Annotated in this window: 18 protein-coding genes; 5 read left to right on the top strand and 13 right to left on the bottom strand. The window is 61.4% G+C overall.

Annotation, left to right across the window (positions count from 1 at the left end):
• The 4 genes from HMPREF0043_RS11615 to HMPREF0043_RS11825 all read left to right on the top strand — a co-directional run.
• Nucleotides 1-331: hypothetical protein (locus HMPREF0043_RS11615; protein WP_232205958.1), on the top strand; the 331-nt coding region annotated here is incomplete at its 5' end.
• Nucleotides 328-690, top strand: coding sequence for a DUF4913 domain-containing protein (locus tag HMPREF0043_RS00650; protein ID WP_021600804.1), 363 nt, complete (start codon nucleotides 328-330; stop codon nucleotides 688-690). The genes HMPREF0043_RS11615 and HMPREF0043_RS00650, both read left to right, overlap by 4 nt.
• A gap of 268 nt (nucleotides 691-958) precedes the next feature.
• Nucleotides 959-1,150: a hypothetical protein gene (locus HMPREF0043_RS00645; protein WP_040317457.1), complete on the top strand. Its 192-nt coding sequence runs from the start codon at nucleotides 959-961 to the stop codon at nucleotides 1,148-1,150.
• Nucleotides 1,090-1,566 carry a DUF2335 domain-containing protein gene (locus tag HMPREF0043_RS11825; RefSeq protein ID WP_269528482.1) on the top strand — a complete coding sequence of 159 codons (477 nt, stop codon included), beginning with the start codon at nucleotides 1,090-1,092 and terminating at the stop codon, nucleotides 1,564-1,566. Before HMPREF0043_RS00645 ends, HMPREF0043_RS11825 begins: the two co-directional genes overlap by 61 nt.
• A 652-nt stretch (nucleotides 1,567-2,218) precedes the next feature.
• Here the strand turns inward: HMPREF0043_RS11825 and HMPREF0043_RS00640 are convergent.
• Nucleotides 2,219-3,955: a relaxase/mobilization nuclease domain-containing protein gene (locus HMPREF0043_RS00640; RefSeq protein WP_021600802.1), complete on the bottom strand. Its 1,737-nt coding sequence runs from the start codon at nucleotides 3,953-3,955 to the stop codon at nucleotides 2,219-2,221.
• A complete protein-coding gene (locus HMPREF0043_RS11335; protein WP_021600801.1) occupies nucleotides 3,955-4,284 on the bottom strand; it encodes a MobC family plasmid mobilization relaxosome protein in 330 nt (109 codons plus the stop codon). The genes HMPREF0043_RS00640 and HMPREF0043_RS11335 overlap by 1 nt, the downstream gene beginning before the upstream one ends.
• Before the next feature lie 344 nt (nucleotides 4,285-4,628).
• On the opposite strand from HMPREF0043_RS11335, the gene HMPREF0043_RS00630 reads away from it, so the two are divergent.
• A complete protein-coding gene (locus HMPREF0043_RS00630; protein WP_040317455.1) occupies nucleotides 4,629-4,889 on the top strand; it encodes a hypothetical protein in 261 nt (86 codons plus the stop codon).
• A gap of 32 nt (nucleotides 4,890-4,921) precedes the next feature.
• Here HMPREF0043_RS00630 and HMPREF0043_RS00625 read toward each other — a convergent pair whose 3' ends face one another.
• The 11 genes from HMPREF0043_RS00625 to HMPREF0043_RS10010 all read right to left on the bottom strand — a co-directional run bounded on the left by HMPREF0043_RS00625 (nucleotide 4,922) and on the right by HMPREF0043_RS10010 (nucleotide 17,522).
• Nucleotides 4,922-5,524 (bottom strand): hypothetical protein, encoded by a 603-nt coding sequence (locus tag HMPREF0043_RS00625; RefSeq protein WP_021600798.1) that lies wholly within the window; start codon nucleotides 5,522-5,524, stop codon nucleotides 4,922-4,924.
• A gap of 206 nt (nucleotides 5,525-5,730) precedes the next feature.
• A complete protein-coding gene (locus HMPREF0043_RS00620) occupies nucleotides 5,731-6,291 on the bottom strand; it encodes a hypothetical protein (protein ID WP_021600797.1) in 561 nt (186 codons plus the stop codon).
• 12 nt (nucleotides 6,292-6,303) lie between these two features.
• Nucleotides 6,304-7,797, bottom strand: a complete 1,494-nt coding sequence (locus HMPREF0043_RS11330; protein WP_021600796.1) for a C40 family peptidase — start codon at nucleotides 7,795-7,797, stop codon at nucleotides 6,304-6,306.
• Entirely contained in the window at nucleotides 7,794-8,309 is a 516-nt protein-coding gene (locus HMPREF0043_RS10015; RefSeq protein WP_198010241.1) for a glutaredoxin family protein, read from the bottom strand. The genes HMPREF0043_RS11330 and HMPREF0043_RS10015 overlap by 4 nt, the downstream gene beginning before the upstream one ends.
• Before the next feature lie 958 nt (nucleotides 8,310-9,267).
• A complete protein-coding gene (locus HMPREF0043_RS10880) occupies nucleotides 9,268-10,077 on the bottom strand; it encodes a hypothetical protein (protein WP_232205957.1) in 810 nt (269 codons plus the stop codon).
• Nucleotides 10,078-10,091: 14 nt separating this feature from the next.
• Nucleotides 10,092-10,379 carry a hypothetical protein gene (locus HMPREF0043_RS00590; protein ID WP_021600792.1) on the bottom strand — a complete coding sequence of 96 codons (288 nt, stop codon included), beginning with the start codon at nucleotides 10,377-10,379 and terminating at the stop codon, nucleotides 10,092-10,094.
• Between the two features lie 168 nt (nucleotides 10,380-10,547).
• Entirely contained in the window at nucleotides 10,548-11,138 is a 591-nt protein-coding gene (locus HMPREF0043_RS00585; protein WP_021600791.1) for a helix-turn-helix domain-containing protein, read from the bottom strand.
• Nucleotides 11,139-11,468: 330 nt separating this feature from the next.
• Nucleotides 11,469-12,182 carry a DUF3800 domain-containing protein gene (locus tag HMPREF0043_RS10445; RefSeq protein ID WP_084431887.1) on the bottom strand — a complete coding sequence of 238 codons (714 nt, stop codon included), beginning with the start codon at nucleotides 12,180-12,182 and terminating at the stop codon, nucleotides 11,469-11,471.
• 106 nt (nucleotides 12,183-12,288) lie between these two features.
• Nucleotides 12,289-13,101, bottom strand: a complete 813-nt coding sequence (locus HMPREF0043_RS00580; RefSeq protein ID WP_021600789.1) for a tyrosine-type recombinase/integrase — start codon at nucleotides 13,099-13,101, stop codon at nucleotides 12,289-12,291.
• 413 nt (nucleotides 13,102-13,514) lie between these two features.
• Nucleotides 13,515-14,288, bottom strand: a complete 774-nt coding sequence (locus HMPREF0043_RS00575; RefSeq protein WP_021600787.1) for a ParA family protein — start codon at nucleotides 14,286-14,288, stop codon at nucleotides 13,515-13,517.
• A gap of 396 nt (nucleotides 14,289-14,684) precedes the next feature.
• Nucleotides 14,685-17,522: a leucine-rich repeat domain-containing protein gene (locus HMPREF0043_RS10010; protein ID WP_021600785.1), complete on the bottom strand. Its 2,838-nt coding sequence runs from the start codon at nucleotides 17,520-17,522 to the stop codon at nucleotides 14,685-14,687.
• Nucleotides 17,523-17,715: the final 193 nt, after the last annotated feature.

Raw genomic sequence — 17,715 nt, 5'->3', positions numbered from 1 at the left:
CCTGGTGGGTCATGCTCAGGCCGAACGTGATCGTGCCGTGGCCGACGAGGAACAGGCGGGTGGGCGCGTGCGTAGCGGGGAGGTGTCGGCTGAGGGCGAGCTCCTCCGTGCTCAGGCGGTTCGCGCTGCTGCCGAGGACACGTTGGCGGCGGCTCGTGGGCGGGCCGGGCAGGCTCGGACGGGCAACCGCGAGGCCGATGTCGGCATCGAAGCGCGAGAGCAGTCTTTCCCCGTTCCGGCCGAGCGGGCCCTGGCCGGGCGAGGGGCGAGGACCCGCGTCCGTCGTCCGCGCGGGCAGCAGAAGTCCCGGACCGTGGGGAAGACGCGATGACTGCCGCGGACGGCGGGAACGGGACTCGAACGCTATATGCGACGTCGGTCGAATGGGTCGAGGGCTACCTGGCCGTCGTCTACTGGCGGCGGCTGGGGCCGCGCTATATCTGGTGTCGGTACTGGTGGGCCCACCCGGAGGCCGTCGTGCGTCTGGAGGCGATGTGGAGGGCCTGGGAGAAGATGCGGCGGGAGGATCCTCTGGCCGGGATAGCCAAGTGGTTCGTCGAGATCGGCGATCCCATGATGCGCGAGCTTCTCGACCCTGACGGGCCTTTCAAAGGCTGTAACGAGACCCGACATCGCGAGAAGAGCGAGGACATGTCCCTTCCCACAGTCCCGCTCGGCGTCCTGCCCTAATCGCCTGCCCTTCGGGTATCCGCTATCCCGATAGGCGGTCGGAGACCTTCCAAGTGGCCTGCCGCCCAGCGCGAGGCGCCCTAGCGGCGAGTGGGGTATCGTCGGCCCGGGGGGTCGTCCTCGCCTGGCGGGCATCCCGCGATTGACGTAGTCGGGCTCGAGGACGGGGGCGGGGCCCGGGGGCGTTGACAACCCGCTACTATGATGGGAGTATCGCTGCTCAGCAGTCAGTGACTGTGAAAGGATATAGTAAAAGGTGTGAGTGACCATGACGATCACAAGCGCGCAGGCCTTCCAGAGGGGGATGCGCAAGGGGCTGGACATAGTCGCCAATCCGGATCCGAAGAGGCTCAGGGCCAAGCGCAGGGAACTCGCGGCGAGGAATCTGGTCGGCGAGGCGTGGAAAGACACGGGAGTTCACCTCTCGAAGGCGATGCGGGACTTCCGGCAGACGATGTAGACCGGCTCGTAGAGGCCCTTCGAGCTGAGGGGACGCCGCTGTCGACTGCGCAGATCGCGGCAGTCCAAAACATCCAGTACCGAGGCCCTCTGCCTCCCCCGGAGGATCTGCTCCAATACAATAATGTTATGCCAGAAGCCGCCGACCGCATTATCGCAATGGCGGAGAAAAGCCTTGACGCGAAGGTTTATACATCGAAGAAACTCGCTGAGGCAGAGGCGAAAGGCATCTTGGCGGTAGCGCGTTCCGCTGCTGCTTCTCCCTTCATCATGGGGCTGGTCCTCATTGTCTCCACGATAAAAGAATGGGGAGTAGGAGCCCTTGGCGGATCAATCGGACTCCTGATCACAGGGGCGCCGCGCCTAATAGACTCCATCCGAGGAAACAGCGAAAAACCCGAGGAATCACAGCAGTAAATCCATATAAGTCTGGGCCTCATGCGCGGTCGAAGCTTCACGACTCCCGTGCCCGCTGCGTCCACTGGACAGCACGTCACATATTGCGAGGGTCGCCGTATTTCGCTTCCGGTTGCCTGAGGAGGTCGCGCCATACTGCCGTCTCGACAAGAGACCTTCCCTGTGAGGAACCTTTCTGTGAAGTCCACAGGATTGAAACAGTGTCCGGAACTTCGACGTCACGCGACATGCGAACTTTGAACTCAAGCGATTGACCCGGGTACAGTGGAGAACGCTCCCATCCACCATGCATTTCCCTCACAGCGGAGACCTCTGGCAGTTCTCCCATATCGACTCGCGCTTCTTTCAACTTAAGCGTTCCTCGATGCACGAACCGCAAACTGATTATCTCAACATTCCATAGTTCTGCTTCAAGCTCGAATTTAGTCGCCTCCCGCTGTTCTTGCGCAGCACTCCTGCGGTCTGTTCTCCGCGCATACCATAGCGACCAAGCGGATAGTAGAGATGACAAGCCAATTCCCACCCATTCAGCAGACGGCATTTTATCCTCCTGATTCTAGGCCTCAGCGAGGCTGTCCTCGCCACGGCCGCCGACCGGCCCGTAGTTGCCATGCTTTCACGATTCTGCACATGACGCCGAACTCAACAGCAATCAGTTCATGCCTTTACTCCCCCTCCGGCGGTGGTCTCGTTTGGGAGAGTTCTGCCGGCGTGGGGTGGGTGGCGTCTCAGTGTCTGCCTGGGGTGCCTGGGTGGCGCCGTCGGGGATGGGGGCGAAGGTGGCTAGAAGTCGTTCCGTCTGGCTCAACCCGCTCCCAGACCGCTGGGGCGGAGCCTGCGGTGACGGGCTTGTCGGGTCGTGGGGCTGGTAGTCGGGGAAGGATTGTTCTAGGAGGGTGTGGCGGAGGGGTATGGGTTCGAGTGTGGCCAGGGCGGCGTCGAGGTCGGCGCGGGTGCGCCGGGCGGTGGTGATCTGGTTGTGTAGTTCGATCGTCTCGGTCAGGGCTGTAGCCAGTCGCGTGGCCGTTGTCCAGATCGTCTCGGCGTAGCGTGCTGGGCCGTGCGGGGTGTGCAGGCATGCTCGCGCGAATCGGGCGCGGGCGGGGGTGGGCAGAGGAGCTCGACGTGTCGGCGGGGGTTTGGTCTGGGCGAGTCTGCCCATGGAGCGGGCGGCTTTGGCCAGGGCGAGGCCGCCGGGGTGGTGGCCGTCGTATCTGCGGGCCAGGGCACTGAATAATCCGGCCGCGTCCCGTGCGCATTCGGCCAGGCCCTCGTCGTCGCCGGGCAGGATCGCGTCGAAGCGGGCGAGTGATTCGTCGACGGCGGCCGCCATCGCTTTCCAGACGGCTTTTTGCTGACTGTCCCACTCCTTTCTGGACATCCACGGTTGACCATGCTGACGCACGGAGCCGTGGTCGTGGTGAGGGTTCCTGGCTGTTGTCCACAGTCCCAGGGCTTTACGGCGCTCGATGGACAGGTCTATCCATCCGGCGCGCAGACGTCGAAGGCTGAGGTCGCGGGCGACGTAGCCCGCGCCAATCCAGCGCGGCCGGCCCTGGCCGGCGGGCTTGAGGGCGACGGAAAAGCCGTCGACCTGATCGCGGGTGCCTTTGGCGTAGCGCGGTCGAACGAGGACGCCCTGGCCGCGCAACTCGGTCAGGAATTCAGACTCGGTGCGTGCGCCGGCCGCGGCCGCGCGCATGGCGATTTCCAGGCGTGCCCGGTCAGTCAGGGCTTGTCCTTTGCGCGCCGCGTCGGCCGCCTCGGCGGGCGTTTCGCCGATGGCGCCGCGCTCGTGCTCGCGGGACTCGACGACGACCAGCCCGTGGCGGTGCTCGAGCGTGTTGCAGGCGGCCTGCGCTCGGGCATAGTCGCGCCACACGCTGGCCTTCGTGCCGTCGTCGCGGACGAGGACGCAGGCGATGTGGATGTGGTCTCCCCCGCCGGCGTTGACGCCGTGGCGCACGGCGACCCATCGGCATGGGGCTTTGCCCGACGCCTCGGTGAAACCCATCTCGTCCATGAAGTCAGACGCGATCTTCGCCCACGTCTCATCGGTCAGACGGCCTTCGTCCGGGTGCAGGGTCAAAGAGCAGTGCCAGACGTGGGCGGGGCCTTTGCCGGTGCTGACGATCGCCTCGGCGTCGTAGTCCCAGTGCGTGCGTTTGGCCAGAACCTCGGTGCCGTGCTCGAGCCGGTCGAGGTCCAGTCGTTTGCCCACGCGCAACGCCTCAGCGTGCGTGAGAGGGCGGTGGCCGAAGAAGTCCCGGCCGGCGATGTCGAAGGTGCCGGCCAACACGCGCTGATCGGTGTGCTCGTTGGCCCGGCCAGGACCGAGCAGGTAGCACATGAGCCCGCGCGCGTTGCCCCCGCGGGTGATGTTCGGCATCACAACAGCTCACCGATCCTGGCGCGAAGCTCGCAGATCTGGTCGACCTGGCGGTGCAGGTCGGCGGCGATCGCCGCCGCCTCGTCGGGGAAGCGCCGGTGAGTGTTAGCCCAGTGCGCGATCTGGTTGATGTTGGTCGCCTCGCCCTGGATCTGGCGACACAATGCACGCAGCATCCCGAGCACCTCGCGCAGCTGTTCGGGATTGACCTGCTCGACCGGTTCCCGCAATCCCTGCGCCACCAGATAACGCGACATCGTCACACCCGTAGCCCGCGCCTGGAAACGCAAACGCGCATACTCCGATCGCGTCAACCGCAGGCTGAACATGCGTCGAGGATCGCCCAGACTCGCCGTCGCGGCCTTGCGCACAGCCCGCCCGGACGGCTCGTCGCCGTGGTGCGCCACAGCGCACCACCCCCTCTCCAGCGTAGCGACCCGCACGGGACCTCTCGGCCAGTATAGCCGAGACAAGCATGTTTGTATATACAAACATATAGCTTGCTCCATTTCCGCGACGCGGAAATGGAGGCGCGTCCGGGGCGCGGATCGTTCGTGGAGTTGCTGGCCTGTCGTCGGCTGGCCGGGCTGGTCGCGCGGCGTTGGTGAGTGGCGGTGGGTGTGCACATGATTGTCGTGGACGGGCTGTTCACACCATCGATATGGAGGACGCAATGAGTGACGATCATCGACAGAGGATTCTCGACGAGCTGGGGGCCAAGCTTCAGGCTCGTCGTGTCGTCCTCGACCAGTTGGCCGACGCCGCCGCGCACTTGGAGGCCGCTCAGGCCGCCTACCGAAACGCCTATAAGGCCGCCGTCGAGGCGGGCTGGGATTCGGCCGAGCTTGCCAAGGCCGGAGTACGCGAACCCGACAAGCGTGGGGCTCGGCGTCGAGCCCCACGCAGGCCTGCTGAGCCGACTTCCGAGGGATGACAAGTCGTGGGGCCGGGGGTGGGGCCCTCTCCTTAAGGGGTGGCCCTGCTCTCGGCCTCCCATTGTTGTTTGTCGATCGTGGTGACCACCCATCGGTTTCCGCGCTTGGTCAGCGTGAAGGTCCACCGGATCGTCATCGTCGGCCCGGCGAGCTTGTCGCGGGCGTCGCCCGGGATGACCTCGGTCTGTCGCACAAGGGTGACGACACCCGAGTCGTAGTCAGGCGTCCGGTCAGGCTCGACTCGTCCCATGACGACCGACATCCACACGCCGCGCTTCTTCCAATCCACCCAGGTCGCATCCGCGCTCTCTCGCGCTTGGGCCCGGCGCACGAGCGCGGGGTCAAGCCATTGCGCGGCGCGGCGGGTCGCGTCCAGCGGGGAGTCATCCGAGCGCGTGTCGTGGCAGGCCAGTGTGTCCGCGGCGGCATCGGCGACCTCGTCGGCGTCGCCGGGATTAATTCCGTTCGGCACGGTGCACCGCGACGCCGCCGGCGAGACTGTCGTCGACGCCGACGAGGTCGAAAACAATGGCTGGTCACGAAGCCTACCGAGCCGGTCGGCGGCCGTGACGCATCCCGACTGGACGACGGCCGCGGCCGCCAAGCAGACGCCCAGACGTTTGACAGTGAGCATGATGTCGTTATCCTCTCGGCGCCCCAGGCGCCTGTGGGAGCGGGGGTCCGATGTCCAGCCTAGTAGGCCAGCGACTGTTCGCATACCCCGTGACGGCCACCGATCCGGAAGCCAATAACATGCGTGGGGGACCCCTGTCGGGGTCCCCCACGTGGTTGGTTGGGGCGGGCCGCCCCTGTGGCCGGCCGGTCCGGGCCGGGCTGCTATTACATTTCCTGGATCATCGTCACCCGCCAGGCGCCGGCGCGTTTGTCCAGGGTCAGGATCCACTGCGTGGTCTGGGCTGGGGCGACGGGTGCGCCCGAGGCGTCGGTCGGTGTGCTCGTCGTCTGTCTGGCCAGGTCGATCCGCGGGGCGGTGTAGTCGGGCGGGGTCTGCAGGTCGATTCTCTCGACTCGTGTGGGCGTCCAGGCCCGGTGGCGCGCCCAGTCGGTCCAGGTCGCGTCGGTGCGGATCTGGGCTCCGGGCTCCGGGACGATCGCCGGATCGAGCCATTGCGCGGCGCGGCGGGTCGCGTCCAGCGGGGAGTCATCCGAGCGCGTGTCGTGGCAGGCCAGCATGCCCGCGACAGCGTCGGCGAGGCGTTCGGCGTCGGCCGGGTCGGCTGTCAAGCGCGGGCACCTCGACGCCGGCCGGGACCGGCTAGTGGTGGCCACGTCCTGGGGCGGGCCAGAGTCCGGCTGCTTCGATGAATCCGAGCAGCCGGAGGGCAGGAGGCCGACGGCCGCGAGGAGGGCGACGGCTCTCACTCTCCCTGTCTTTGTCATGTTCGTGGTCTCCTATCTCGGCACGCGCACGGCTTGCGGGAGCAGTGTCTCGGTCTTCGCGTAGTAGGACAGGGGGCGTTCGCCGACCCCGCCGGCGGGGATGGAGTCGACGATCTTTCCGTTGCCGGTGTAGATGCCCACGTGGGTGACTTTATCGCGCTCGGCCGGTACGTTCTTGGCTTGGAAGAAGACGATGTCGCCCGGCTGCAGGGAATCAGTCGTGGCTGGCACGTAGGTTCCGCCGTAGCTGGAGGCCAGGGTGAGCATCGCGTTCTCGCATTTGCGCTTGGCCGGGGTCTCGCCGGCGATCGCCATCGGCAGATCGATACCTAGCGTGTTCTTGAACGCGTCGTGCACGAGGGTGCAGCAGTCGTAGCAGGTCCCGGCTCGGCAGCCTGCCGAGCGGTACGGCGTGCCCTTCTTCGATAAGGCCCACTGGGCCGGCGCCGAGGCGCCCGGCGAGCCGGGCGCCGCTGGCGGCGCTTGTCCCTTCGTGGGCGCGTACTTCGAGGCGGCCAGGGATTTGATCTTGTCCACGTACTTGCGGGTCTCGGCGTACGGGGGAACGCCGCGGTATTTCTGGACCGCGCCCATTCCCGCGTTGTACCCGGCCAAGGCCAGGCTGACCACGTCGCCGGTTAGGGAGGGGGTCTGCGGGCGGGAGTGTGGTAGGTCGGTCGAGAACGTCGTGAGCGGTTGGACGTGCTGGCCGTGGTAGACGCCGGCCCAGCCGCGGTATTTCGCGGTCGGGCCCGTGTAGTCCTTGATGGAGATGACCCCTACCGCGCCGTTCTTGCCGACCGAGGTCGAGACGACTTTGCCGCCGCCCACGGACAGAGCAATATGGTCGGCCTGATCGTTGGCCCCGCCGATCAGGTCCCAGAATACCGGCACGCCCGGCGGGGGGTTCATATCGCCGGGGTGCTTCTCGCCCGCGTCCTGCCAGGCCTGATTGGCCGTCGCGTACTTTTGGGGGAATCCGAAGGCCTCACGAACGAATTGCTCGCATTTGCCTTTGTAGGATGTGTTGCCGACCTTGGCCATCGCGGTCTTGACCGCCGGCGAGGCCAGAGGCGCCGTCGAGTCCGGCACGCCGAGCATGCCTTTGACCGCCGCGACGTTGGCGCACATGAGATGCCCCTGCGACCAGATCGCGTCGATCGGGTTCATGATGTCGGCCTTGCCGTCCCCGTCCCCGTCCATGCCGCTCGACGCCCACGTGGACGGGATGAACTGGCTGATACCCTTCGCTCCGGCCGTCGATGTCGATGTGACGTTCCAGTTCGACTCGGCCTCGATCTGAGCCGCGATCAGCGAAGGCGTGATCTCCGGGCAGATGGATCCGGCCCGTTTGACCACGTCCAGGTACTGCGGAGGGACGTTGGCCGGATCCCCCGCGCCTACCTGCTGGTCCTTCTTCTTCCCGCCGCCCGTCCCAGCGAACAGCATGAGCCATAACGGAAGCAACACGATCAGGCACACGGCCACGACGACTTTCCTGGTCATGGCCGGCGCGCGCCCCGCTGTCGCTCCGGCCTCCCGCCTCTGGCAGGCGCGTGGGCCTGTCCGGGCAAAACGGGCTCGCCCGCCAAAGGAGGGAACGTCGAAATGACATCGCGCAGCTTATCGGGATCGAACCCGCCGAACGGCTCCCGCCCGGCGACCTCGACCACGGGCGCGCTGCGGATCCCCCGCTCTGCGAACGCGGCTCGCTCCTGGCCCGCCTCGGCCAACGCGATCTCCATGTAGGCCACGCCGGCCCGCTCGAGCTGACGGGCCGTCAGCCGGCAGGCCGGACAATGGTCCAGCGTGAAGACCGTCAGCCGGCCCTCCGCCCGCCACGCGCGGCGCAAAGCGGCCACCGCCGCATCCACCGAGCTTAACGACGTCGGCCCCAGTACACCGTCAAGCTGCCACCCATACACTTGCGCTCCGGCTTCCATCCGAGCCTGAAGCCCGGTCCCGGCCCGATCGGCCACCTCCACCGTCACCCGGTCCGGATCCCAGACCGCCGCCACCTCACCCGTGTGCAGCCCAGCCTGGAGCCGGGCGAGTAAAACCGACGCTGCCCGCACGGCCCACCGGGGCGCCTCCTGCATACCTGCACGTCTCGCATCCATGCCCGGAATGTGCTAGACAACAGACACAGCCAGCCGGCACGTGACACCCCACCGTACAGTCGAAAAACCCAGACCAGACCCCGGCGACACCGGGCGGCGACACACGGGTGTGGGCCCCACCAGCCAGTCTGGTGGGGCCCACACCCCTTCTCCTACCGGCCGGTTTTACTGTCTGGACCGAGGACCCAGACCGAGCGACATATTACTGAGCGCCCCCAACGTGCCAACGACCAGACCGATCACGACACTGATCTTGATCCCCTTCCACATGAAGCGACCCCACGCCCGGATCCCCCGCCACAGCGTCCGGAAAACCCAGCGCGCAGCCGACACGACAGCCGTCGCGTACACCCCGAGACAATCCCGAACAGACATAGCCCTCCTCCATTCTCCCTACACCCCCACAATAACCGATCCCTGAGACAGAAATCACTCACAACAGACGGTGCTCCCGGCCGATTCGGCCGGGAGCACCGTACCCGGGTGACGTTCGCGCTCGTCACCTGAGTTCTCCGAATGTCAGGTTTTCATTCGGAGAGTGATAGGCACTCTACCAAAACCGGCTTCGTCCAAGGAGTCTCGACAAGCGCAATTGGAAGGTGGGTATCTGCCCGAACGATAACTGTGGTGGGGCCCCAACCTCTCAGAGGTTGGGGCCCCACCACATATCCCCGCGACCGCGGGGTGCACTATATATCAACCCTACATGCCGGGTCATCCCCGCAGAAGCGGGGTACACGATACACACCTAAGTGTATCGGCTTCTAGTCTAGCAACTATGAGCTTGCGCGGCAAGTGACGTCGCGCCACTGGCACGAGGTCAGATGGCCGCAGGAGAATTATCTTCCGGCAATTATTAATCGTCGCTCGATTCCCAGGTGATGGCGGCGGAGGGCCGGACGTTGAGCAGAGCGGCGGCAAGGCCGATGTGGCCGGGTGCTTTGCGGCGAAGACGAAGAGTTTGGCCGGCGTCGGCACCGGCAATGGCAGACTGCAGCTGGGAGCGGAAGCGTACGACGTGGCCTTCCATAAAAACCGCGGCGGCGTGAGGGACGGGGTATTTGCCGGTCTCCCAGTTGCGGATGGTCTGCTCGGTCACGCCCATCTCCCGGCCCAGTTGGGCGGTGGTCCGCCCAACCAAGTGCCGCCAGCCGGCGAAGATGGCCGGACTCATGGCCGGGCCCTGGTCATCTGACACGGCTTGGCCCTGACACAGGTCGGCGAAGGTGACCAGCAGGTAGTGTTTTTTGCCTGCCTGGGCGTGGAAACGGGCCATGGCTATGTCGTCGGGCGTATAGGTGCCAGGCAAGGCAGAAGTCTCTTGTTCTTGGTATATCCGATATACGATCGGATCACTTCTATGAACATTAAAAGCTCGAGCTTGAATTTGAACATTTTTATCGATAATTAAAGCCCAACGATGAGCTTCTTTATCACCATCCAAATCAGCTTGTCGCTGTCTCTGAGCCCACGCCGCCAAAGGTTCGAATTTGTCCGGATCCAGCCCGTGGCGACGCAGAAAATGCCGAGCTTTAGCAATATAATATGGTTTAGTCGGTGCATTTTCAACTATCGTCCCATTCGACATCGTATCTCTCATTTCCATTCTACTCTTTTTTGTTGTTTTCTCCCCGCCTAGGCGGGGAGAAAACAACAAACCGCGCATCCCTCGCTCAGAGGTCAGTTGTCAGGCAGCTGATGATTAAGGACGATCTGCCAGAACTCCTCCGGGCCGGACGTCGTGTCGTAAAAGCCCGCCGAGCTGAGACAGCATGCGTTGGTCTCCTCGTCGTAGCCGTCGTCGTAGTCGAACACCTCATCGAAGATGGCGTCTATATCGTACTCTCCGACACTACCTTCTAACGCCCAGCGAATCTGTTGTTTGGCGTCTTCAGCGGTGGCACAGCGCAGAAACTTTGTCTTCTCCCCGTCGTCGCCCAGTTTAAAGGTCTCAAGTAGTTGGTCCATGATGATTTCCTTCTTTCTGGCTAGTGGGTATTTCCCTCCTGCCTGATAATACAAGTATATCTTACCGCTTTCGAAAACGAAAGCGGTAAGATATGTGATCTACTTCATATAAATATGTTCGAATTCATTAAATTATTTTTGATTACTCAAACACTAAACCAATATAAATTAATCATTTAACATTTCTTCAGTCCATTCGATCCGGCAGGGGATACCTCTCAGGGCTAAGGCAAACATGAGGGACTGGGTGAAAGCGGTATGCTCAGCCCATGTACTCTCCGGACCCTCTGTGATATAATGAGCCTGTCCGTCTGAATAGATATGAAGGACTGCTTGACCGGATCGGGACAAGTCGACGTTATCACTGCGTTGGCGGATTTGGTCGATGAATCCCTCCCATCGCCGCCGAAAAGTGGCATCCACGTCGTAGGGCAGGGCGAAGCGTCCGGATTCCCATCGACGGATCGTACGAGTAGTCACCTCGAACCGGGTAGCGAGCTCTTCGTGGGAGATCCCCATCATAGAGCGAATGGACCGGAATGTCGCCGGGCTCATCGCCTCGCACACCCGGGAGACGATCTCCACTTCGGCCAGCTGGGCGCGGACAGTTTCGGCGTCCTGGGCCGAAGCGCGGATCGCCCACACACCGGCCGCCCGAACATGGCGCAGGCCCAGAACTTTGCATTCTTTGATATCATCACCATTCAATCCTTTCTCATCAACCAAAATCCACATGTCGATATCTGCACCAGTATACATTTAGCAATACCTTTCTATTTAGTTATCCTCAAAAACCATGTTGAGGAACTGTTGTTTTATAAACTGAGGGAGGCGAAAACTCTGGTCTTTACACGTCGCAACAAAATAACGCTCATCGTGTTGTCTTTTCGACCGGGGCCCACGCCCTCTCGAACCTTATTGTATGTCCTCTCACCGGACAATACAAGTCGGAGCCGGGGCATCGCGAAGAGGAATGCCGCGGCCAGCCGGGGCTTGACTGGAGGACTCCCATTTGCCATACTGGAGACACAACGGGCGGGTATTCCGAACGTTGCCAGCCGGAGGCCCCTTTCTCAGGGGCCTCCGTTATTAGGGCCGCCAAATGTTTTCAGAGGCGACTTGCGGTTTTATTATCTGCCAGAGATTTTTACGTGTCTTTTTTGCTTTAGTATGTTCATTATTGGGTGGAATCTGACACCGCTGGTAAATGTATAATGCTGTGTCTATTAGCTGTAATCCGTTTACTCTCGAGGAATCGGCGAAATTCAAAGGTGAAGATAAATTAGTAAGCGTACTATGCTTATATCCGAACGTTCCAATCTTTTTATAATCGTTGAATCTTTCTTGAAGCTTATCTTGAAGACTATTGACATCTGCAATAACAATACATTCTTCTTCTGATAATTTACTAGCTTCTTCATCTATTGATTCAAGCAAATATGTCATTGTTACTAAATAAGGTGGATATGGATTATAATATCTTTCTTTCTGACGCCTGACATCCATACCTTTGAATAAGAAAAATATATTAAGATCGGCACTTGCTTTGAGGACTTGCTTATACAAATTGGCTATTTCTCGGTGTCTACCACGCATTTTCTTCCATTGATGTGCGCCCCCCATCATTTCATGACCATGAAATTCGATGTTTAATGACAAATCGTAGAGTTCTGAAAAATTTTTTCTCAAATTATCATATCTATGATCTAATTCCTCCCATTCGGTTTGTTCTGCGACAGCCGCACCAATAAAGTAGTGATTCTGTTCTTTTGAGTAGGATTCGTCCACGTGAGCAATCAACATGTTGACAATTATAGCCCAAAAAACGCATTCTTGCCTCTAATACAATGCCGTTCGGGCATCGCACCATATAAAGCTCAGTGCGATGCCCGAACGTATACCTCATATCTTACATGAGGTGGAGAGCATCCAGGGCGTGGCGTTGTTGGCGTTCTAGAACTTTGAGGTAGCGGCCTGTAGTGGCTAGGGAGGAATGTCGCATGAGGGTTTGGACGATGCGGCTGTCGATTCCGTGCTCTAGCAGGGATGTGGCGAAGTGGTGTCGGAGTTGGTGCGCGGTCACTCGTACTCCGATCCGTCTGAAGGCTCGGGAGATGACAGTGCTGACCGAGTTCCCGCTGACGTGGGCGTCGGGTTGGCCGGGAGAGGGGAACCAGTAGCCTGCCGGATAGAGGGATGCTTCCTCCAGGATTGCCCTGTGGACGGGGAGTACGTCGTCTCGGCCGCCTTTGCCGAGGATGCGGATCTTCTCGCCTATCTGGTCGAGGTATTCTCCGCGGAAGGCGGCGATTTCGGAGACGCGCATCCCAGCATAGACTGCCATGATGATCTTCGTGCGAGTCGTTCGCCTGATACTCGAGTTCAGGACGCGGCGAATATGTTCTTTGGCGGCTGGCTTGGGCAGGGCTGGTGGGACGCGCGGTCGTCGGATCGCCGCTATCGGGCTGACGTCGATCAGGCCGCGGTCTTGTAGCCAGGCGAACCATACGCGGAGGGTTGACCAGTAGTGCTCGCGGCTGGATTGGGCGATGTCGCGCGAGAGCCATTCGATTACATCGTCCTCCCCGGCGGTCTCCGGCTTGATGCCGAGAGTCCGTGCGAAGTTGGTGAGGATTCGGCGGCGATCGTCGATCGTTCTGGTAGCCAGGCCGCGGCTTTTCATGGTCGCGAGCCAGAGGTCCGAAAGGGAATCGTGTGTCATTCCTCGAGTCCTTACGTCGGGTCAAAACAATAGGGGTAATGACGGCAATACCGTCGTTACCCCTGTTGACGATTAGTGAAAATCGTTTTGATCCTAGGATTTGAATGGCGCTCCTTTCCTGAGGCGTCCGGATTCCAGTGGCGTGCTTTCGTATATCTCCTCGATTTTCTGAACTTCGTCGAGAACGAGCCCGGCAATCCATTGGGACAGGGATGGTGGGCGGCGCGCGGCGGGAAGGGCGGCGTAACAGCCGCGGACACGGGCTAGTTGGTCAGTGTCCATATAGACGGCGATTTTCCCGCGTTTGGCTCGGGGCGCGCGAGAGGCGGAGGCGCCTGAGATGACCGGATCGGTGCTGCGTCGCTTGGTCGTGGCCGCTTTGACTAGACTGTCGGGCACGTTGAGGGAGCGTTTCATTTCTGGCCTCTCAGGAGCGTGCAGGCCAGGCTATCCAGGCGCTCGGCGACTTCTGCCGTTCCGGGAATTCGGTCGACGGGGATACTGTCGGATGCTCCTCGGGCGAGGGCCTCGCGTTCGGGAATCTGGACCTCTAGGACGAGGTCTCGGTAGATCTCGCGGATCTGCTGGACCCATTGGGCTTGGTCCCTGCGGCCTCCTCGCAGCCGGTTGATCAGGATTCCGGCGGGGAGGAGGTTGGGATTGTAGTAGGCCTTGACATTGGCGATCGTCTGGAGGGCTTGCGCCAGCGCTTGGGCGGATTCAACGCGGGGCTCGGTGACCAAGAGCGCCCGAGAGGCGGCCACCAATGCGTTGGCTGTCAGGACGCCGAGTGCGGGTGGGCAGTCGATGACGGCGTCATCGTAGGCGTCTTCTATTTCCGTGAGGATGTGCCGCAATCTCATCTCCCGGCCGATGGTCGAATCGGACTCGACGTCGGCCAAGGCTCGCTCGGCCGGCAGGCACGCAATCGGCCCCCAGTCAGTAGCAGCGGGAAGGGCGGCATCGAGGATCGTCTGCCGAGCAGGCAGGTCCGTTCCGAGGAGATCGAAGATCGTCGGGGCATCATCATCGGTCCGGTCGACTCCCAGGATCGATGTGGCGCTGGCCTGCGGATCCATGTCGACGAGGAGGACCTTGCGGCCTTCCAAGGTCAGGTGCCGGGCTAGTTCGGTGGCGACGGCCGTCTTACCGACGCCGCCTTTCTGGTTGCAGATCGCGATGATCATCGCGCCTCCTTCTGTCGGTGTAGGTGTGCCGTCAACGACGGCATTGGGGGTAATGACGGTATTGCGCTCATCGGGAATAATGGGCACAATAGGGGGAATGGGGTCATTGGGGGCATGAAGAGTTAGGTCTATGCACAGGAATCGTGCATAGACCTAACTCACGTATTTCAGCTGGTGCACGGCTCGGTAGGCGTCGAGGTCCAGTACGGTGCCGGCGAGTTTCGGATCAGAAGGTTGGGGGTTCGAATCCCTTCGAGCGCGCCGAGGCTCCGCACTGGTCGAGACGACTCCCGGTGCGGAGTTTTCGCCGCTTTTGTTGAACCGGCCGTTCTGTCGACATTGGCTCCGCTCGATCACAGACCGCGACAGCCATCGCCCGACTGGGACGGCGCGAATCTACTGGGTTCGAAACGTGTAGCCGGTTTCGTCGCGCGCCTCGAGCCGAAGGGCCGAGCCGTCGGCGGGCACCGTTATCTCGGCCGTGAATCCGTAAGCGGAGCCGTTTCCGCCTTTCGGATCTGCCGAAGGCGTCGGACCACCGGCGGGTGTGGACGCCTGGGAGTCGGCAGGCGTGGGCACTTCAGAGGGAGCCGCCGTTGTTCTGCCTGCGGTTGTCGGCGCTTTGGTTCCGGGCAGCTGTGAGGCGTCCGTCCAGTCGTGCAGCACGGAGGTCTTCCCGTTCGGTGAGACCGCGAGGATGCGCGCCTGCCGCCGACCCTCCACGCCGCCTGAGACCTCGACCGTCACAGGGGACTTCGAGCCGCGCACGAGTTTGTCCGCGTTGCGCAAGACCGCCTTGAGGGGCGTATAGGAGTGCAGCTGCCTCGCCGGATCCATGCCTGCTTTGGACATCTGCCCGGAGACGAGATTCCACGCCGCGGACCCGGGCGTCGCCGCCACGTAGACTTTCACCTTGCCGGTGCCGGTCCCGCTAGCGCCATCCAGTCGGAATTCCTTCAGGGTGGACGGCAGAACCAAGTATTCCGGGAAAACGCCGTACACGTAGGACACGGACGTCATACCTTCGCCGAAATAAGCGGATTTCGGCTCGCCGCTGCGGAAATTAGTCGAGTCGGTGAATCTTCCGTCGATGCCGCGGCGCACGATGAGGCGTACGGGCATCGTCCCGGAAAAGCAATCTTGGGCGATCTCACGGATGTTCGTGCCGAACTCAACCTCGCGCAAACCGGTAGACGCGAAGCCGTCGACGTACTCGAGGCTTTGAGGGAATTTCACTTCTGTCAGCGCGGACGCACCGTAGAAGGCGTCTCCCTCAATGCGCTTAAGCCCCTCGGGCAGAACGACCTTCGCCAACTTCGCGTTCTCGCTGAAGGCTCCCCTGTCGATCTGCACAGTTCCCCGCCGAACCGCATACTCGATCGAAGAGTTCCCGCTCGGAGAAAGAGTCAGATGCAACCCATCAGCACGCTTCGTATAAAGGACATTACCGTACACGAAAAATACGGAATTAACAGCGGAAACCGTGAGATTTTTGAGATTACGAGTATGGTAAAATACATTTTGACCCAAAGACGTCAACTTAGCTCCAATATGAACTTTCTTTAATTTGTCATTGGACCAAAAGGCGTGCTCTTCGATGCTCGTGACAGAGTCGGGGATGACGAGGTCAACTATAGATGTCCGTCCGAAACCGTAGTCTTTGATAGTTGTGAGTCTTCCAAGCTCAGGACGCATATTCACATATGTGAGCTTGCCATTATGACTGAAGGCCATGGTGCCCACCGTAATCGTTCCGCCGAGATCCACGCTCACAAGACTCGATATGGCGCTGAAAGCCCACATCTCTACTGTTTCGACACCTTTAGGAAGATTTACCGATGTTAGAGCCGTTAATCGGAATGCTTCATTCCCTATACGTTTTAATGTCGAAGGAAAGGAGACGTTCATAATTTTCACTTCGTGAAAAGCCTTATTAGAGATTTCTCTGACGCCTTCGGGTATCGAATAGGAACTGACACCCCGTTTCCACGCGGCCGGGAAGGCGATGAGCTTCGTCTTGTCCTTGTTGTACAGCACTCCGTCGACACTGGTGTAGTTGAGGGCGTCGTCCTTGACCTGTATCTCGGAGAGCTTCGGCGTACTGACGAAAGCCCCCACGAGGATATCCGCGCGGACGTTCTTCCCTATGAGAATCCGCTTCAAGGATGTAGCATGCGAGAAAGCCTCCGAAGCGATCGTCTGGACGGAGTCGGGAATGTCGATCTCCTCCACTGGAGTCAGCACGAACGCTCTAGCCCCCACGTGCTTGAGACCTTCGTTGAGGGTGATTTTTTCGACCTTCGAGCCGCTCAAGAAGCCGTCGCCGACGGAGATCACTCCCTTCGGCAGGGAGAACTCCGTGAAAGCGGTACCAGAGAACGCCCCGGCTCCGATCTCGGTCAGCTTGGACGGCAGGCCGACGCCTGCTCTCTTTCCTCCGCGGCCAATGAGCGTGAAGTCGGACAGTTCCCCATTCGACTTGAAAGCCCTTTGGCCGATGCGCGTCACGCTGTCCGACAGCGTCACCTTCGCCAGTTTTGCGCAGTGGCGAAAAGCGTCGTCGGGGATCTCGGTCAGCCCCGCCGGGAGGGAGATCTCCCGCATCGAGCAGCTTTGAAAAGCCCCCGGTGCGATCTTGGTGACGGAGCGAGGCAACGTCAACGACATGAGCTTCCGATCTTCGGATACCACGGAGGAACCGACGCTCGCCAGCCTACTCGGATTGACGTCGGTGTCCTCGAAAGCGATCTCCTTCAAATTCGGAGCTTTGGCGAATGCCTGGTCGCCGATCGATGAAACGGAAGCGGGGACGTGGATCCTCTCCACGTTCCGCAGGAAGAAGGCGTTTCCGTCGATCGCCGTCACACCGCCGGGAATCCTCACGTCCGGCGAGGACCCCTTGTATCCGAGGAGAACGCCGGAATCGACGATGAAGCCCCCGGCATCGCCCGGACGCACTCTGATGAGGGCAGAGGCGGTGTACGTCCAGCTGCCCGACGTCGCGGCCGCCGTAACGGTCGCGTCACCGGAGGCGTTCTTGGCTTCGAGCCTGACCTGGTCGCCCTTGGCGGTGATGGGCTTGACGGTGACGATCGGGTTGGAACTCGTCCACGTCAACTTCGCCCGCCTCAATGAACGCGAGAGGCGGGCCGTCAGCGTATCGCTGCTTCCACTGGCGATGGCTAGCCTTGTGGTGGACAGGTTGACGGTCGGCTTCCCGCTGGGAGACTTCATTCGACCCTCTCGAATGCTCTGCGCGGAAACCGCGGTTGGGTTCGCCCTCACGGCGGACGCGTGGCCGCGAGCGGTGGAAGCCGCCGCGGCCGCCGCCTCGCCGGCGAAGGCCCTGTGCTGGGCGGATACGTGCGATCGCGCTGGGGCGAATCCGAAGCAGCTGCCGACGACCGTTACGATGCAGGCCAGCCAA

Origin of the sequence: Actinobaculum sp. oral taxon 183 str. F0552 (genome assembly GCF_000466165.1) — a bacterium.
GTDB lineage: Bacteria > Actinomycetota > Actinomycetes > Actinomycetales > Actinomycetaceae > Peptidiphaga.
The sequence above is the reverse complement of the archived record's forward strand: the minus strand, read 5'-3'. Positions and strand labels throughout refer to the sequence as shown.